14 protein-coding genes are annotated in these 13,930 nt (G+C 66.2%); 6 read left to right on the forward strand and 8 right to left on the reverse strand.

Features of this window, described 5'->3' with window-relative positions; translation table 11 throughout:
* Nucleotides 1-83: 83 nt before the first annotated feature.
* Together NKH31_RS06115 and NKH31_RS06120 are read left to right on the forward strand one after the other, a co-directional pair.
* Nucleotides 84-2,312 (forward strand): S9 family peptidase, encoded by a 2,229-nt coding sequence (locus NKH31_RS06115; protein ID WP_254864244.1) that lies wholly within the window; start codon nucleotides 84-86, stop codon nucleotides 2,310-2,312.
* Between the two features lie 91 nt (nucleotides 2,313-2,403).
* Nucleotides 2,404-3,306 (forward strand): DMT family transporter, encoded by a 903-nt coding sequence (locus tag NKH31_RS06120; protein WP_254864245.1) that lies wholly within the window; start codon nucleotides 2,404-2,406, stop codon nucleotides 3,304-3,306.
* 54 nt (nucleotides 3,307-3,360) lie between these two features.
* On the opposite strand, the gene NKH31_RS06125 is transcribed toward NKH31_RS06120, so the two are convergent.
* The 5 genes from NKH31_RS06125 to NKH31_RS06145 form a co-directional block, all read right to left on the reverse strand.
* Complete coding sequence (locus tag NKH31_RS06125) at nucleotides 3,361-3,876, reverse strand: hypothetical protein (RefSeq protein ID WP_254864246.1); 516 nt, start codon at nucleotides 3,874-3,876, stop codon at nucleotides 3,361-3,363.
* Between the two features lie 280 nt (nucleotides 3,877-4,156).
* Nucleotides 4,157-5,176 (reverse strand): porphobilinogen synthase, encoded by a 1,020-nt coding sequence (hemB, locus tag NKH31_RS06130; protein WP_254864247.1) that lies wholly within the window; start codon nucleotides 5,174-5,176, stop codon nucleotides 4,157-4,159.
* 46 nt (nucleotides 5,177-5,222) lie between these two features.
* A complete protein-coding gene (locus tag NKH31_RS06135) occupies nucleotides 5,223-5,615 on the reverse strand; it encodes a fluoride efflux transporter FluC (RefSeq protein ID WP_254864248.1) in 393 nt (130 codons plus the stop codon).
* Nucleotides 5,612-6,007 carry a CrcB family protein gene (locus NKH31_RS06140; RefSeq protein WP_254864249.1) on the reverse strand — a complete coding sequence of 132 codons (396 nt, stop codon included), beginning with the start codon at nucleotides 6,005-6,007 and terminating at the stop codon, nucleotides 5,612-5,614. Before NKH31_RS06140 ends, NKH31_RS06135 begins: the two co-directional genes overlap by 4 nt.
* 259 nt (nucleotides 6,008-6,266) lie before the next feature.
* Entirely contained in the window at nucleotides 6,267-6,497 is a 231-nt protein-coding gene (locus NKH31_RS06145) for a hypothetical protein (protein WP_254864250.1), read from the reverse strand.
* Between the two features lie 161 nt (nucleotides 6,498-6,658).
* Here NKH31_RS06145 and NKH31_RS06150 point away from each other — a divergent pair, with 161 nt between their 5' ends.
* Nucleotides 6,659-7,582, forward strand: a complete 924-nt coding sequence (locus tag NKH31_RS06150) for an MBL fold metallo-hydrolase (RefSeq protein WP_254864251.1) — start codon at nucleotides 6,659-6,661, stop codon at nucleotides 7,580-7,582.
* A 67-nt stretch (nucleotides 7,583-7,649) separates the two neighbouring features.
* Here NKH31_RS06150 and NKH31_RS06155 read toward each other — a convergent pair whose 3' ends face one another.
* The gene (locus NKH31_RS06155; protein ID WP_254864252.1) at nucleotides 7,650-7,994 is read right to left on the reverse strand and encodes a hypothetical protein; all 345 of its coding nucleotides are present in this window, start codon (nucleotides 7,992-7,994) and stop codon (nucleotides 7,650-7,652) included.
* Between the two features lie 258 nt (nucleotides 7,995-8,252).
* On the opposite strand from NKH31_RS06155, the gene engB reads away from it, so the two are divergent.
* Complete coding sequence (gene engB, locus NKH31_RS06160) at nucleotides 8,253-8,870, forward strand: GTP-binding protein EngB (protein ID WP_254864253.1); 618 nt, start codon at nucleotides 8,253-8,255, stop codon at nucleotides 8,868-8,870.
* A 41-nt stretch (nucleotides 8,871-8,911) separates the two neighbouring features.
* On the opposite strand, the gene NKH31_RS06165 is transcribed toward engB, so the two are convergent.
* Nucleotides 8,912-11,731 (reverse strand): M14 family zinc carboxypeptidase, encoded by a 2,820-nt coding sequence (locus NKH31_RS06165; RefSeq protein WP_254864254.1) that lies wholly within the window; start codon nucleotides 11,729-11,731, stop codon nucleotides 8,912-8,914.
* A 482-nt stretch (nucleotides 11,732-12,213) separates the two neighbouring features.
* On the opposite strand from NKH31_RS06165, the gene NKH31_RS06170 reads away from it, so the two are divergent.
* Nucleotides 12,214-12,627: a DoxX family protein gene (locus tag NKH31_RS06170; protein WP_254864255.1), complete on the forward strand. Its 414-nt coding sequence runs from the start codon at nucleotides 12,214-12,216 to the stop codon at nucleotides 12,625-12,627.
* A gap of 13 nt (nucleotides 12,628-12,640) precedes the next feature.
* Here NKH31_RS06170 and NKH31_RS06175 read toward each other — a convergent pair whose 3' ends face one another.
* Entirely contained in the window at nucleotides 12,641-13,309 is a 669-nt protein-coding gene (locus tag NKH31_RS06175) for an HAD family hydrolase (protein ID WP_254864256.1), read from the reverse strand.
* A 107-nt stretch (nucleotides 13,310-13,416) separates the two neighbouring features.
* On the opposite strand from NKH31_RS06175, the gene NKH31_RS06180 reads away from it, so the two are divergent.
* On the forward strand, nucleotides 13,417-13,908 hold the full coding sequence (locus tag NKH31_RS06180; RefSeq protein ID WP_254864257.1) for an Lrp/AsnC family transcriptional regulator: 492 nt from the start codon (nucleotides 13,417-13,419) through the stop codon (nucleotides 13,906-13,908).
* The last annotated feature ends 22 nt before the right edge of the window (nucleotides 13,909-13,930 follow it).

Consider the following 13,930-nt stretch of genomic DNA (forward strand, 5'->3'; position numbering starts at 1 on the left):
TTCGAGACGAACGCGTTCGCACGAGCCGATCAGTTCCCTGCCGCCACCCGCACGTTGATACCGATCGCTCGGCGACGGAGTGTATGGCAGTGAGTTTCACGGTGGAAGACGCGCTCGGCCTCCGGTACGTCCACGAGCACGCGTGGAACGCGAAGGGATCGGCCGTCGGCTACCTCCGGTTCGACGGCGGCGAGACCGACCTCGTCGTCCGACGGACCGATACCGACAGACCGGCTCCGGATGAACCGCCAGATTCCGACCCCGACGCCCTCACGGATCTCGGCACCGTCACCGGGTTCGACTGGCGACCAGATCGTCCCACGGATCTCGCGCTCGTCGCCGACGGAGCGATCGAGCGATTCAACACGAAGACCGGCGATCGGCGCACGCTCGTCGACGCCGACGACGCGTACGCTTCGATCACCTGGGCACCGGACGGCGACCGACTCGCCGCGGTATCGGACGGCTCGATCTGGCTGTTCGACGAGCGCGAGGGATCGAGCCGAACGCTCGCACGTGATTCGTCGCTGTCGGTCGCCTCGCTCTTCGCGGCGACGCCGCTCGAGTGGAGTCCCGACGGGCGGTACCTGGCGACGGTCGTCGAGGCGCCCGCCGACGGACTCGGTCTCGCCGTCGTCGACGTCGCGGGCGACGAGGTTGCCTGGACGTACCGTCCGGACCCGACCGACGGCCGTCTCGCGACGACGTTCGACTGGGTCGGCCCGGAGACGCTGGTCTACGTCGCCGAGACCGTCGATGGCACTCATCGAGCCTACAGAGCAGTGACACTCGGCGAGGGGCGCAGGTCCGGGACGGACGAAAACGGGACAGGCAACGACGGAACGACGCTCCTTTCGGAGAGCGACGGGCGGGGGCTCCCGCGCGATCCCATCGTCGGGGCCGACGACGGCCGGTTCGCCGTTCTCTCCGCGCGGACGGGCTACCACCACGTCTACGCGATCGACGTCGACGCGCGACGAGCGGCGGTCGAGTCGCTCTCCGATCGAGACGATCCCGGGTTCGACGGACCCGGGGTCTGCCAGGTCACGTCCGGCGAGTTCGAAGCCCGCGGCGACGCCCTGGACGAGCCCGCGTGGTCGCCAGACGGCGAGCGGCTGGCGTTCGTCACGAACGAGCGCGATCCGGGCGAGCGCGACCTGGTGGTCTGTACGATCGGCGACCTGTCGTCGAACGACGCCGTCACCGATCGGCGCGTCGTAGACGACGAACCCGGCAACGTCCTCTATCCGACGTGGTCGCCTGACGGCGAGCGGCTGGCGGTGATCCGCGCCGGTCGGACGACGTCAGCGGACGTCCACGTCGTCGACGCGTCAGGCAGGTCCGACGACCCCCGACTGCACAGACTCTCCCGGGCCCACACCGATCCGGCAGTCTTCGAGGCGTTCCCGGAACCGGAGCCGGTCTCGATTCCACGAGATCTTGGGGCGCCCGTCGGCGACGAGCGGTCGACCGTCGACGATTCGCAGGGCGAGACCGTTCCGGGCTACCTCTACCTCCCGCCGGACGCCGAACCCGGAGACGACCGACCGGCCGTCGTCTGGTGTCACGGCGGACCCATGCGCCAGATGCGCCGCGGGTTTCACCACATGCGATCGTACGCCGCCTTCCACGCCTTCAACTACGTGCTGGTCTCGAAGGGATACGCCGTCCTCTCGATCAACTACCGGGGCGGGATCGGCTACGGGCGCGACTTCGAGAACGGTATCGTCGAGTCGATCGGCGAGACCGACGTCGACGACTGCGTCGCGGCCGCGGCGTTCTGTCGCGACCACCCCGTCGTCGGCGATCGCGTCGGCCTCTGGGGGCTGAGCTACGGGGGATACCTCGCCTGCGCCCTGGCGACGACGTCCGACGCCTACGACTGCACGGTCAACTTCGCGGGCGTCTGGGACTGGGCCGACTGGGTCCGATTCGCGACCGAGCGCCACTGGGGCGCCGGCCGCGGGTTCGTCGCCCGGTTCGGGGGCCACCCCGACGAGATCGAGCGCGACGACGCGCTCGCCGAGCGGTATCGAATCGCCTCTCCTGCGTCCTCCGTCGACGAACTGGACACCCCGCTGTTCTCGCTCCACGGAACGGCCGATCCGAACGTGCCGTTCGACCAGCTCGATGCGATCGTCGCAGACTGCGTCGAGTCCGGTCGCGCCCACGAGGTGATGTACTACCCGGACGAGAATCACATGTTCGAGGGCGATGCGACCTGGCGCGACGCCCTCGGACGGGTGCTCCCCTTCCTGGACGAGCACCTCCGGGGCGACTCTTTGCGAGATGACCGCGAGGGTGGGACGTGAGGATCGGGCGATTCCGCCGCGCCGAAGATCGTGGTGAGACGTATCAACACGATGAGAATCGTTACGTCGCGTCGACTCGTTCATCACGTCCATGAGCCGGCGAAACGCCGCGGGATTCGTGCTGCTTTCGGCCGTCTGGGGAACCTCGTTTCCCGCAGTCAGAGCGGGCGTCCAGGAGGCCCCGCCGGTGCTCTTCGCCGCCCTCCGATTCGACGCGATGGCGATCCTCGTCCTGGGGCTCGCGCTGGTCGTCGACGGTCGCTGGCGCCCGCGTCGCGCCGACATCGGCGGGATCCTCGCCGGCGGGGTGCTGATCGTCGCTGTCCACCACGCGTTCTTGTTCGCCGGCCAGCAGTACGTGACGAGCGCCGTCGCGGCCGTCGTCGTCGCGACGGTGCCCATCCTCGCGGCCGGCTTCTCGCGGTTCGTGCTCCCGAGCGAGCGGCTCTCACTTCTCGGACTCGTCGGTCTCGGCCTCGGCTTTCTGGGGACGGCGGTCGTCGCCGATCCGAATCCGGCGACGCTGACCGCCGTCCACGCGATCGGCGTGGGGCTCGTGTTCGCTTCCGCCGTCGCGCTCGCGCTCGGAACGGTGCTCGTCCAGTGGACGCGAACCGACATGCCCGTCCTCGCGATGCAGGGGTGGATGATGCTGGCCGGCGCGCCGCTGTTACACGCGGCGAGTCTCGGACTCGGCGAACCCCAGTCGGTGACGTGGACGCCGACGGTCGTCATCGCGCTCGCCTACCTCGTCCCCGTCGCGGGCGTCGGCGGCTACCTGCTGTACTTCCACCTGCTCGACGAACTCGGATCGGTCGAGCTGACGCTGGTGAACTACGTCCTGCCGGTCTTCGCCGCGCTGGTCGGGTGGGTCGCGCTCGGCGAGGGGCTCGAGGTACCGACGGTCGTCGGCTTCGCCATCGTCGCGATCGGGTTCGCCCTCGTGAAGCGACGCGCCCTGCAGTCGCTCCTTCGACGACGAATGGAGGGATGAAACGAGACTGCGGACCACGTTGTGTCTGCGTGGCGACGGTCGACGACCGCCGATTCAGAGGTACTGGTCGACGACGTACCAGCCGTCGCCGTCGATTTCGACCATAATCCAGGTTCCGCGCTCCTCATCGCCGTCGAGGTCGCCCCGGATCGGATGCTCGCCGGAGATGGTCCGAACGATCTCCACCTCGTAGGCGTCAGTGATCTCGTGGCCTCCGAAGACCTCGGATTCGAGGAACTCGACGTCCGGATCATCGTCGTCGAGCGCCGTTTCGGACTCGCACCTGACGTCGTCCAGTTCGAGTAGCTCCTGGAACGCCTCCCCGAGTTCGTCGACGTCGTAGGCGCCGACGGCCTCTTCGCGGGTCATCACGTCCTCGTACTCGTAGGGGACGTACTCCGCCGCCGTCTCCGCCTCGCCGTACCAGGCGGCCTCCCGTAACGACGTCGCCGCCGAGCACGGATCGTCGGAGCTTCCCCCGACGCCCGGAACGCTACCGGTACAGCCGGCCAGTCCGACGATCGCTCCCGTTACTGTTGCCTTCAATACTCGCCGTCTTCTTGGATTCACGACCGCACGATCGTGTCTTTAGAGTATAAATTCTCTGTTCAGTATGTTATGGGACGTCCCGGGCGACCGGCTAGCGGAATACCGCCGGTTGGGTCTCGCCAGCCGTACCGGGAGAGATCGATCTGAACAGACCGCTCGGCCTCAACGGCTCCGGTGACCTATGTCGCCATAGCGATCGGAGAGCCGCAACACGGCCGTCGATCCGTTTCTGAGTACCCTGCGCGGTCCCAGAGTGACTGTCGCTGGGCTTCTGGGACGCTCGATCGTCGCGGTGGATCCACTAGCCCGAACGGTCGTTCAGGGTGGTCGCAACGCCCTCGGCGAAGTAGGTGAGGATCAGGTCGGCGCCGGCGCGCTTGATCGAGACGAGCGACTCGAAGGCCGCCTCCTCCAGGTCGAGCCAGCCCTTCTCGGCCGCGGCGTGGATCATCGCGTACTCGCCAGAGACGTTGTAGGCGGCGACCGGGTGGTCGAACTCCCGACGCACGTCGGCGACGATGTCGAGGTAGGCGAGCGCGGGTTTGACCATCAGGACGTCCGCGCCCTGTTCGACGTCGAGGGCGACCTCTCGGCGGGCCTCGCGGGCGTTTCCGGGATCCATCTGGTAGTGGCGCCGGTCGCCGAAGGTCGGCGCGCCGTCGGCAGCGTCGCGAAACGGCCCGTAAAACGCGCTCTCGTACTTCGCCGCGTAGGACATGATCGGGACGTGCTCGTATCCCTCGCGGTCGAGCGCCCCTCGGATCGCCCCGACCATACCGTCCATCATGCCGCTCGGCGCGACCATGTCCGCTCCGGCCTCGGCGTGCGAAACGGCGATCTTCTCGAGGGATTCGAGCGTCGCGTCGTTGTCGACGGTGAGGGGTGTCTCGCGGTCTCGCTGACGGTCGGCCTCCCCTCGGAGACCCTCCTCCAGCGGGCCGCAGTGGCCGTGGTCGGTGTACTCGCAGAGACAGACGTCGGTGATCACGTAGGCCTCGGTCGCCTCGGTAACCTGCCGGGTCGCCTCCTGGACGACGCCGTCGTCAGCCCAGGCGCGAGTTCCGTCGGGGTCCTTCGAGCGGGGGACGCCAAACAGCATGACCGCCTCGACGCCCGCGGCGAGCACCTCCTCGACCCGGGCGACGCACTCTGTGAGGGGGACGCGCTCGTGGCCCGGCATCGACTCGATGGCGATCCGCTCGTCGGTCGTCGCGTCGACGAAGATCGGCGCGATCAGGTCCGCCGGCGACAGGCTCGTCTCGCCGACGAGGTCCCTGATCCGGTCCTGTCGGAGTCGACGGGGCCGATTCGTGAGTTCCATGTCACCTGCATGCGGCCACTGGCGCAAAAGCCCCTCGCAATTCAGCTCACAGCGCCACCGAAGCGACGAGCCACGCAAGCCCTATCGCGGCGAGCGAACAGGCGAGGTTACCGACGGTGTGGGCAACGGCGACGCGCCACCGGCCACGCTCGACGAGTCCGACCGTTTCGACCGAGAAGGTCGAGAACGTGGTGAACGCCCCGCAGATCCCGAGGCCGACGAACTGCACGGCTGACTCGCTCGCCCCCGCGAAGACGACGAGTCCGAACAGAAAGCTACCGAGGACGTTCACCAGAAGCGTCGGCCACGGAAACCGATCACCGCTCACGTGGGTGTAGACCCAGTGACGCAAGACGGCGCCGATCGCCCCGCCCGTTCCGACCAGGTGGGCGGGCTGCGGGTCGTACGAGAGTACGCCCGCCGCCAGGGATCCGATCACGCACCATCACCTCTGACCGCGCCGGCCAGCCACCGGCCCAGCAGGACGGCCCCGATCGCGAGGCCGTAGTTCGCACCGACGAAGGCGACGGCCGGTCCCGGCCCCGCCGTCGCGGCGTCGGCAGTGTAGAACGCAAACCCGCTGTACGTCGTCAGCGAGGAGAGAAACCCGGTCGTAAAGAGCAGGCGCGACTTCCGGTCGACGATCCCCGCATAACGCGCCTCGTAGATCAGAAAGCCGAGGACGAGGCTGCCGAGGACGTTCGCGACGAGGATTCCGGCGAGCGACGACCAGGCGTCGACCGCGAAAAACCGGAGGTTCGCGCCGGCGAATCCGCCGATCCCGACGATGGCGAGCGTCTCGAACCGGGCGAGTGCGTCTTCGAGTGACATCGGAAATCGTCCGTTCCGGGCGTTCTTCGACCGAACGAGACCGCACCGTACACGCGTCGCTTCGAAGAACGATCACAAGAGCATTTGGATACGGCGGCCCGGCCGTGTCGAACCGATCGCGTGGCGGTCGCCCATCCTGCCCGTCTTCGGGTCAACGTGATCAATCCGTCTACGGTCCGAGAGAACCACTCCGTCTACGGTCTGCCGTACCAAACTCGTCACCGGGTTTGCCGAGCAGCGGCTACCCGGCCCCAGCGAATCAGTACCGGCCGCCGATTCGGTCGAGAACCCACCGACAGTGCGGCGCGAGTCGGGATGACCGGGTGGCCCCGTCGGCGTCGGCGACCAGGGCGGCGGTTCCACACTCGCGACAGACGAGGGAGCCCGTCCCGTCGACGTACACCGTTCGTCCGTGCTCGCAGGTCTCGTCGTCGCTGCTCGCGACGGGGTCGCGCCGTTCGCCGTCCTCGCGAAAGTGGTTCGAGTACACGATCGCGTACGTGTTCGTCGGTAACACACATCAATGTTTCCCCGAATCGCCGGGTTTTGGCCGCCAGAACGCCCATCGAAGCATATTTCGGTTCGAAAGTCCGAGTCGGCTCGACGGCGAGAAAACAGTCTTTTTGCCGGCGCGGGTACCCAGGTTCGACCATGACAATCGGGGACGTCGTCACGGTGACGGTCGGTGACTGCACCGACCTCCACTACGTCGATACGGGAATGTACGAGACGGAGGCCTACGGATCGGTGTACCTCATCGAGGATGACCGCCCGGCGATCGTCGATTCGGGGATCGGGACGAACTACGAGCGAATCCTCGCGGCGATGGAGACGGTTGGTATCGACCGCGACGAGCTGGCCGTCATCGCGTTGACCCACGTCCACCTCGATCACGCGGGTGGCGCCGGCTTGCTCGCGGAGGCGTGTCCGAACGCGACGGTCTACGCGCCCGAAAACGGCGCACGTCACGTACTCGACCCGTCCAGGCTGGTCGAGGGGACGAAAGCCGCCGTCGGCGACCAGTGGCGCTACTACACCGAGCCGGAACCCGTTCCCGAAGAGCGTCTCGAACCCTACGAGGACGGCGACGTGATCGACCTCGGGACCCACGAGTTGTGCGTTCACGCGGCGCCCGGGCACGCGCCACACCACTACGTCTTCGAAGATGCGGCGAACGACGCGATCTTCGTCGGCGACGGGGCCGGGATCTGGGTGCCGGCGATCGACGAGGTGCGTCCGACCAGCCCGCCGCCGCAGTTCGACCTCGAAGCCTGTCTCGACGACGTCGAAACCCTGCAATCGCTCGACCGATCCGTACTCTGTTTCGCACACTTCGGCCCGCGCGAAACCGGGGACGTCCTGAACGAGTACGCGGAAACGCTCACCGAGTGGGTCGATGCGGTCCGTGAGAAACGAGCGGAACTCGGCTCGGACGACGCCGTCGTCGCACACTTCGCCGAGCAGACCGATCTCGACGCAGTTTGGGGCGCAGAGAAAGCCCGCGGCGAGGTCGGGATGAACGTCAGAGGGGTACTTTCCTCCCTCGATCGGACGGAGTCGGATCCGACGAGCTAACGCTCGACCGGCGTTGTGGCAGTTGCGCGAAAAATCGATTCCAGTCGTCGGCTAGCGAGTGGCCTACTTACTCGTCTTCGTCGTCCGCATCGTCGCCGTTTTCATCGTCATCGCCGTTTCCGGGTTCGTCGTCTCCGTTTTCATCATCGTCGCCGTTTCCGGGTTCGTCGTCTCCGTTTTCATCATCGTCGCCGTCTCCGTTTTCATCATCGTCGCCGTTTCCGTTCTCATCATCGTCGCCGTTTTCTCCCTCATCACCGTTTACGGGTTCGTCGTCGACGTCATCGTCGCCCGTGTCGTCTTCTGGCGAGTCGTCACCGTCGTCATCACCGCCCATACAGCCGGCGAGCGGGAGCAGGAGGGCGCTTACGATACCGATACCGAACGTTCGTCTGGTTGGGGACCGAACCATACAGAGGAGCGGGGACAGATTGCTGATATACTTTTATATTTGATCGTTTGATCTATTAATTATACTTTTTGTTTCCAGAAGTAGGAGAGGGGAAGATGGAACGGTTCATCGATCGAGTTCGTCGCAGGTGATAGAATCGTAGAAGATCGGCGGAACTCACTTTCGAAAACGAATCGGGCGGCGGTGCGACATACCGTGGCGAACTCGGCTTCGAGCGTGCGTCGCGAGACTTAACTGAGTCGCCGGCCCAGAGCCCGTATGTTCGAAGGTCGTCCGGATCGCGACGCCGAGGTCGTTCTCGTCGGTCGGTCGAACGTCGGAAAGTCGACGCTGATGCGCGAACTCACCGGCCACGCCGTCGAGACGGGCGGAAAGCCGGGCGTGACGCGCCAGCCCAATCACTACGACTGGGCGTCCGAGGACTTCGTCCTGACGGATCTCCCGGGATTCGGCTTCATGAGTGGCGTCGAGGCGGACCGACGCGAGCAGATAAAGACCGACGTCGTCCGCTACGTCGAAGACCACGCCGAACACGTCCTCGTCGGCGTACTCGTCGTCGACGGAAAGAGCGTCATCGACATCATCGACCGCCACTCCGGACCGGACTCGATTCCCTACGACGTCGAGATGTTTCACTTCCTGCGCGAACTCGAGATTCCCACCGTCGTCGCCGTCAACAAGATGGACAAGGTCGACGACCGCGACGAACGACTCGACGAGGTTTGCGACCGGCTCGGGCTTCACCCGCCGTGGCAGCAGTGGCAGGACACGATCGCCCCGATCACGGCCAAGCGAGGCACCGTAAACGCGCTTACCGAGGCGATCAGAACCCACCTCCACGACCAGCAGCGCGACGATCTCTTCAAGTTCTTCTAACGTCGGGGCGGTTCCCGTCGTTCGCACCGTTCGGCGTCAGCCTACCGCAACTCGCCCCAGACGCCGACGAGTTCGCCGTCGACGTACCGGTGCTGTTCGAACCCGAGCGCGTTGCAGATCAGGGTGTGACCCATGAACGAGAGGGCGTAGTCTGCCATCCCGAACGGGTGGAGTTCGCGCTGGTTGGCGACCGGTAAGACTGAGCCGAGTACTTCGATCTCACCGTCGCCGGCCGGGATCGTGCCGGCCGCGACGCCGCTCTCGCCGGGCGACCAGGAACTTCCCGCGTACATCCGACCGGCGATCTCGCCGCCGGCCGCCTCGAACGCGTCGTCGTCGACGACGGTTCCCGGCGAATCGACGCCCGTCGTGTAGCCGACCTGCGACCCCTTCCACATCTCGAGCTGGAGTTCGCGGATATCGGTCAGCAGGTGGTGGTCGAAGTCGCGATCTTCGAGGTTCGCGATGTCGGTTTCGATCGCCGAGACGTCACCCTTCCCGATCTCGCTCGCCCCACCGATTTCGAGCGAGCCGAGCAGGTTCACGCCGGCGTCGGTGAGCAGGACGCGGCCGCCGGCGTCGAGGAACGTCTCCAGCGCGTCGACGAACGCGGGATCGTCGGCGGCGACGTCGGTCGAGACGACGACGTTGTCGAAGTGGCGCTTGCCAGAGTTACCGCGCATCAGACGACCGATTTTGACGTGGTGGACGCTGAGCCCACGAAGCCACCCCTCGTCCAGGAACGGCTCCAGGTCCTCGAAGAACTGCATCGGGTTGACCACGTACTCGCGCTGGCTGAAGCCCATGATCTCCTCGGGGTCCGGGTGATCCTCCTCGGTGTCGATCGTGACGACGTCGAGTTCGACCTCGGCGTCGGCCGAAGCCGCCCCGACGCCGCCGGTCGGTTCGAAGTCGACCGTGTACGCCCCCGCGTCGGGGTTCGGCACGTAGACCGTCGTCAGATCGGTCAGACAGCACGCGTCCGGACCGAGCGTGGCGATATCGATTTCGCGGACCACCTCACCGCGAGGGCCGCGGACGGTGACGACGCCGCCCCCGACGTCGTGCGTGTGGACCTGGACGGCGAGCGAGTGGGTCCGGCCGGCGGTCGTAGCGGTCGCACTCCCCGCCGGGCCGGGCTGGACGGTCTCGTGGCGTCGGTGGACCTCGGCCGCTCGACCGCGTCCCGTCCCTCGACCGGGACCCTCGTCGGTGTGAGAGAGGTCGGCCGACGTGCGCGTGAGGTCGTCGGTCGTCACGTAGGCGGTGTCCTGCCCGCCGGTGACGACGGTCGCTTCCGTCTCCGCCGCGCAGAGTTCGGCGAATTCCCGCATCGAGATGTGGTAGGCGGTCGCCAGGTGGCGCTCGATGTACGGCCGCCAGTTGGTCGCGTCGCGCATACCGAGCTCCGGCGCGACCGTGACGGCCCCCAACCCACCATCTTCCTCCGGTTGGCCGGCCCATCCCAGCAGCGCGCCGGTGACGTTGTAGCCGATCGAGTCGTAGATCGTCCCCCAGTTGAAGAACTCGTCGGGAACGTACTCGCCGATTCCGGCGGTGTCCTGTCCGGCGCGGATGGTATCGTCCGCGATGGCTTCGACCGTCCCCCACTCGTCGTCCATGCCGGCACCGATTCGGCGGTTCACCTCGTCTAAGTTGTGCGTGCCGTCGTGGTCGTAGGCCGCGTTCGACTCCAGGTTCAACACCATCGAGTTCGCCCAACCCATCATGTGGTAGTCACAGACGTACTCGACGTTGTCGTACCCGCGGAGGAATCCGACGGTCGCCAACGAGTCGGGGACGATGTCCCAGTACTCGTCGGGTGCATCCACCGGTTCGCCGGGGTAGAACGACGGGTCGGCCCAGCCGATCGTCGGGTACTGGCGGTTCGTGTCGACCAGCGACGCGTTGCCCCGGTAGTGTGAGAGCTGGTTTGGACTGAAAAACTGGGGTTTGCGGATCACCCAGCCGTCAGGGTTGATGTAGACGAAGGAGATGACGACGTCGTCTAGCAGGGGATTGAACTCGTCAGATTCACCCTTCGCAGCGGCTTCGAGGATGCGACTGCCCGCCTCGACGCCGGCGCGCTCGTTGCCGTGGATGCCGACGATGAAGATCGCCTTCTCCTTCTCCTCGAACGCGGCTTCGTCCTGGATGTCGTTCGTGAGTTCCGCGACGTAGATATCCCGCGGGTCGGGATCCGCGCCGGTGAAGACGTTCTCCCAGCCGGGCCCCTCGCCGATCCGGTGGACGCGAACCCGGTCGGGGTACTCGGCTTCCAGGTGGTCTAACGCCTGGCCGACCTCCGCGTGAGCGACCCAGTCGCGCGACTCGACGACGTCGGGGAAAACGCCGTCGGCGTAGGGGTCCTCGAGCTTCCAGAACGGGTTCGCTCCCGGCGAGAAGTCGACGAGTTCGACGCCGCCCACGTCGAGGGCGTCGGCGAGTTCGTCCTCGGTCAGCGTCGCGTGGGCGGCGGGCGTCGGTTCCTCGCGCGTGACCGCTTTCGCCGCCCGGAGCGACTCGTCCGGATCCCAGTCCGGCTCGGCGTACTCGTCGGCGAACACGTCGAGCGCCGCTGCGTCCTCGAACTCCAGGACGAGCGTCGCCGCGTAGGAATCGGGCGTCGCGGAGACGACGAACGACGCCAGGTCGGTGACCGCCTCGTCGATGACGTCCGCGGAGACGGCGCTCGGGAGGGAAAGCGCCGCCCCCGTCGCCGCTGCGACGCCCATGAACGTCCGCCGATCGATCGTCTCGTCGAACGCCTCCTCGTCGAGGGTCGCCGCCTCCTCGTACGTGTATCGATCCGGTTCGTCGCGCGATTCGTCGCCGTCAGGGTAGGGGTCGAAACTGCTCATGGTGGTGGCTAGTGGTAACCTCTCGCATAGTCACGGACGGGTGATGATCACAATATCGTGACTGTAATTCTCAAAAATTGTGCCCGGGAGTAACGACTATATCCCATATCGAAAGGCCATGTCCCCTAGTTTATCACAGTGAGGTGGAGGATCTTGGGATGAATCGAAATCGGTAGGCCGGACAGATCAGGAGAATCGTCCGGTAGGTAGACCGGGAGAGGCGAGGAGAGTGGGAGGCGGAAGATGTGAGGAGACCGAGAGAGGCAGAAAAGGAGACCGAGAGATCGATATCGGCCCCACGCTCGCCCGCGTCGAATCGGTCCCGCCAGCACGCGAGTGACGCGACTGTTACTTACTTTCCCCGGCGTCCGGGAACGAATAAGGGGTCGCCAGCCCTCTGTACGATCGATGACGCAACCGACACGAACGCCGAACGGATCGCTCACTGCATCACGCGCTCGTTCCCCGCCGGGTGGTCGGTGATGTTCGCCTCGACACCGGCGGACGTCGCCTTCCTGCTCGCCCGAATCCTCTTCGGCGGGACGCTCGCGTTCATGGGGCTCACCCACTTTCTCAGCGTCGACGAGATGGCCGGCTACGCCGAGTACAAGGGACTCCCGGCCCCCACGTTCTCGGTGCTCGCGAGCGGCGCCGTGCTCGTGCTCGGCGGCCTCTCGCTGATCGCCGGCGTCTACCCGGGGATCGGCGCGGCCGCCCTCGCCGGGTTCTTGCTCGTCGCGGCGGTGACCATGCACGACTTCTGGCGGATGGACGGCGAGGACGCCCAGAACGAACTGACCGCCTTCTTGAAGAACGTCTACGGGGCCGGCGCGGCGCTCGCGTTCGTCGCCGTCGCCGACGCGACGTGGCCCTACGCCGTGAACGTCGGGTTGTAGTGCCGGATCCGTATTACCCGTCTCGACCGACGATCGACCGAAGCGCCGTCAGCGAGTCGATGACGTAGTCGGGTTCGACCGAGAGGGCCGTCTCCCGGTTGTGCCGGCGGCGAACGAACGCCGAGTCGAGCCCGGCCCGTCGCGCGGCGACGAGGTCGCTCTCGCTGTCGCCCACGTAGAGGGCGGTCTCGGCGGACAGATCGGCCATCGCCCGCTCGATATAGTACGGGTTCGGCTTCTTGCGACCGAGGCTCTCGATCGTCATCGGTCGGCCGTAGCGACTCGCGAACAGCGAGTCAAGTTCGAAGAACGAACAGACGAAGTCGATCGTCGTCTGGTGGTTGTTGCTGACGACGCCCCGAGGACCCGAAAGCGACGCGATCGCGCCGACGTCGTCGTATACGGTCCGCACTCCGGCCCGAAACGCCTCGAGTTGCGAGTCCTCGTCGTGGCGCTCTCTGGCCGCCCAGAACGCCTCGGGTTCGACGTCGTACCGACGGCAACACGCGTCGAGTTCCCCGGGAGTCACGCCATCGACGACCGCGCGAACGTCAGCGCGGTCGGGTTCGGCGACGCCGACGGCGCGGAACGCCGCTCGCGTCGCCGCCGATTGGGTCTCGACGGCCGGCGGCTCGACCAGCACGCCGTCGCTGTCGAACAGGACCGCGTCGTACCTGGACACGCCAGAGAGTTGGCACGTAACCGACGTTACCCTTTCGGCCGGGCGTCGTCCATCCGCTGACGAGAGAGCCACCGGCGTTTCATACGGAACGACGGTGTACCGCCGGTATGAGCCAGGACACGCTCGAACTGGACTCGGTCGACCGCGCCATCTTACAGCTGTTACAGGACGACGCCCGAAACAACACGACGACGGACATCGGCGACGCGGTCGGCGTCTCACACTCGACGGTGAGTTCTCGGATTAACGATCTCGAAGCTGACGGCGTCATCACCGGCTACACCGTCGAAATAGACTTCGAGCGAATCGGCGTAAATCCCGTGTTGCTACTCGTCTGCACCGCCCCGGCGCGGAACCGAGAATCCGTCGCGGCCGAAGCGATCGAACAGGACAACGTCACCGACGTCCGAACCGTGCTGAGCGGCGAACGAAACCTCTACGTAACCGTCGTCGCCCGCGAAGTCGACGAACTCGTCGACGTCGTCGGCCGACTCGAGGAACTGGAAATCGACGTGGTCGACTCCGGTCTCGTCAAGGACACGCATCAGAAGCCGTTTACGCACTTCGGCGAACCGGCCGTCGACTCGAACCGCGAGTGAGACGGACACCCCAAGCGACGAG

It is taken from the genome of Halovivax gelatinilyticus, from assembly GCF_024300625.1.
GTDB classification, from domain to species: domain Archaea; phylum Halobacteriota; class Halobacteria; order Halobacteriales; family Natrialbaceae; genus Halovivax; species Halovivax gelatinilyticus.

Excerpts from the sequence above, each read along its gene's own strand:
- engB (WP_254864253.1), top strand. The coding sequence starts at position 8,253 with ATGTTCGAAGGTCGTCCGGATCGCGACGCCGAGGTCGTTCTCGTCGGT.
- hemB (WP_254864247.1), bottom strand. The coding sequence starts at position 5,176 with ATGGAACTCACGAATCGGCCCCGTCGACTCCGACAGGACCGGATCAGG.
- NKH31_RS06150 (WP_254864251.1), top strand. The coding sequence starts at position 6,659 with ATGACAATCGGGGACGTCGTCACGGTGACGGTCGGTGACTGCACCGAC.
- NKH31_RS06140 (WP_254864249.1), bottom strand. The coding sequence starts at position 6,007 with ATGTCACTCGAAGACGCACTCGCCCGGTTCGAGACGCTCGCCATCGTC.
- NKH31_RS06165 (WP_254864254.1), bottom strand. The coding sequence starts at position 11,731 with ATGAGCAGTTTCGACCCCTACCCTGACGGCGACGAATCGCGCGACGAA.
- NKH31_RS06120 (WP_254864245.1), top strand. The coding sequence starts at position 2,404 with ATGAGCCGGCGAAACGCCGCGGGATTCGTGCTGCTTTCGGCCGTCTGG.
- NKH31_RS06115 (WP_254864244.1), top strand. The coding sequence starts at position 84 with ATGGCAGTGAGTTTCACGGTGGAAGACGCGCTCGGCCTCCGGTACGTC.
- NKH31_RS06155 (WP_254864252.1), bottom strand. The coding sequence starts at position 7,994 with ATGGTTCGGTCCCCAACCAGACGAACGTTCGGTATCGGTATCGTAAGC.
- NKH31_RS06170 (WP_254864255.1), top strand. The coding sequence starts at position 12,214 with ATGTTCGCCTCGACACCGGCGGACGTCGCCTTCCTGCTCGCCCGAATC.
- NKH31_RS06180 (WP_254864257.1), top strand. The coding sequence starts at position 13,417 with ATGAGCCAGGACACGCTCGAACTGGACTCGGTCGACCGCGCCATCTTA.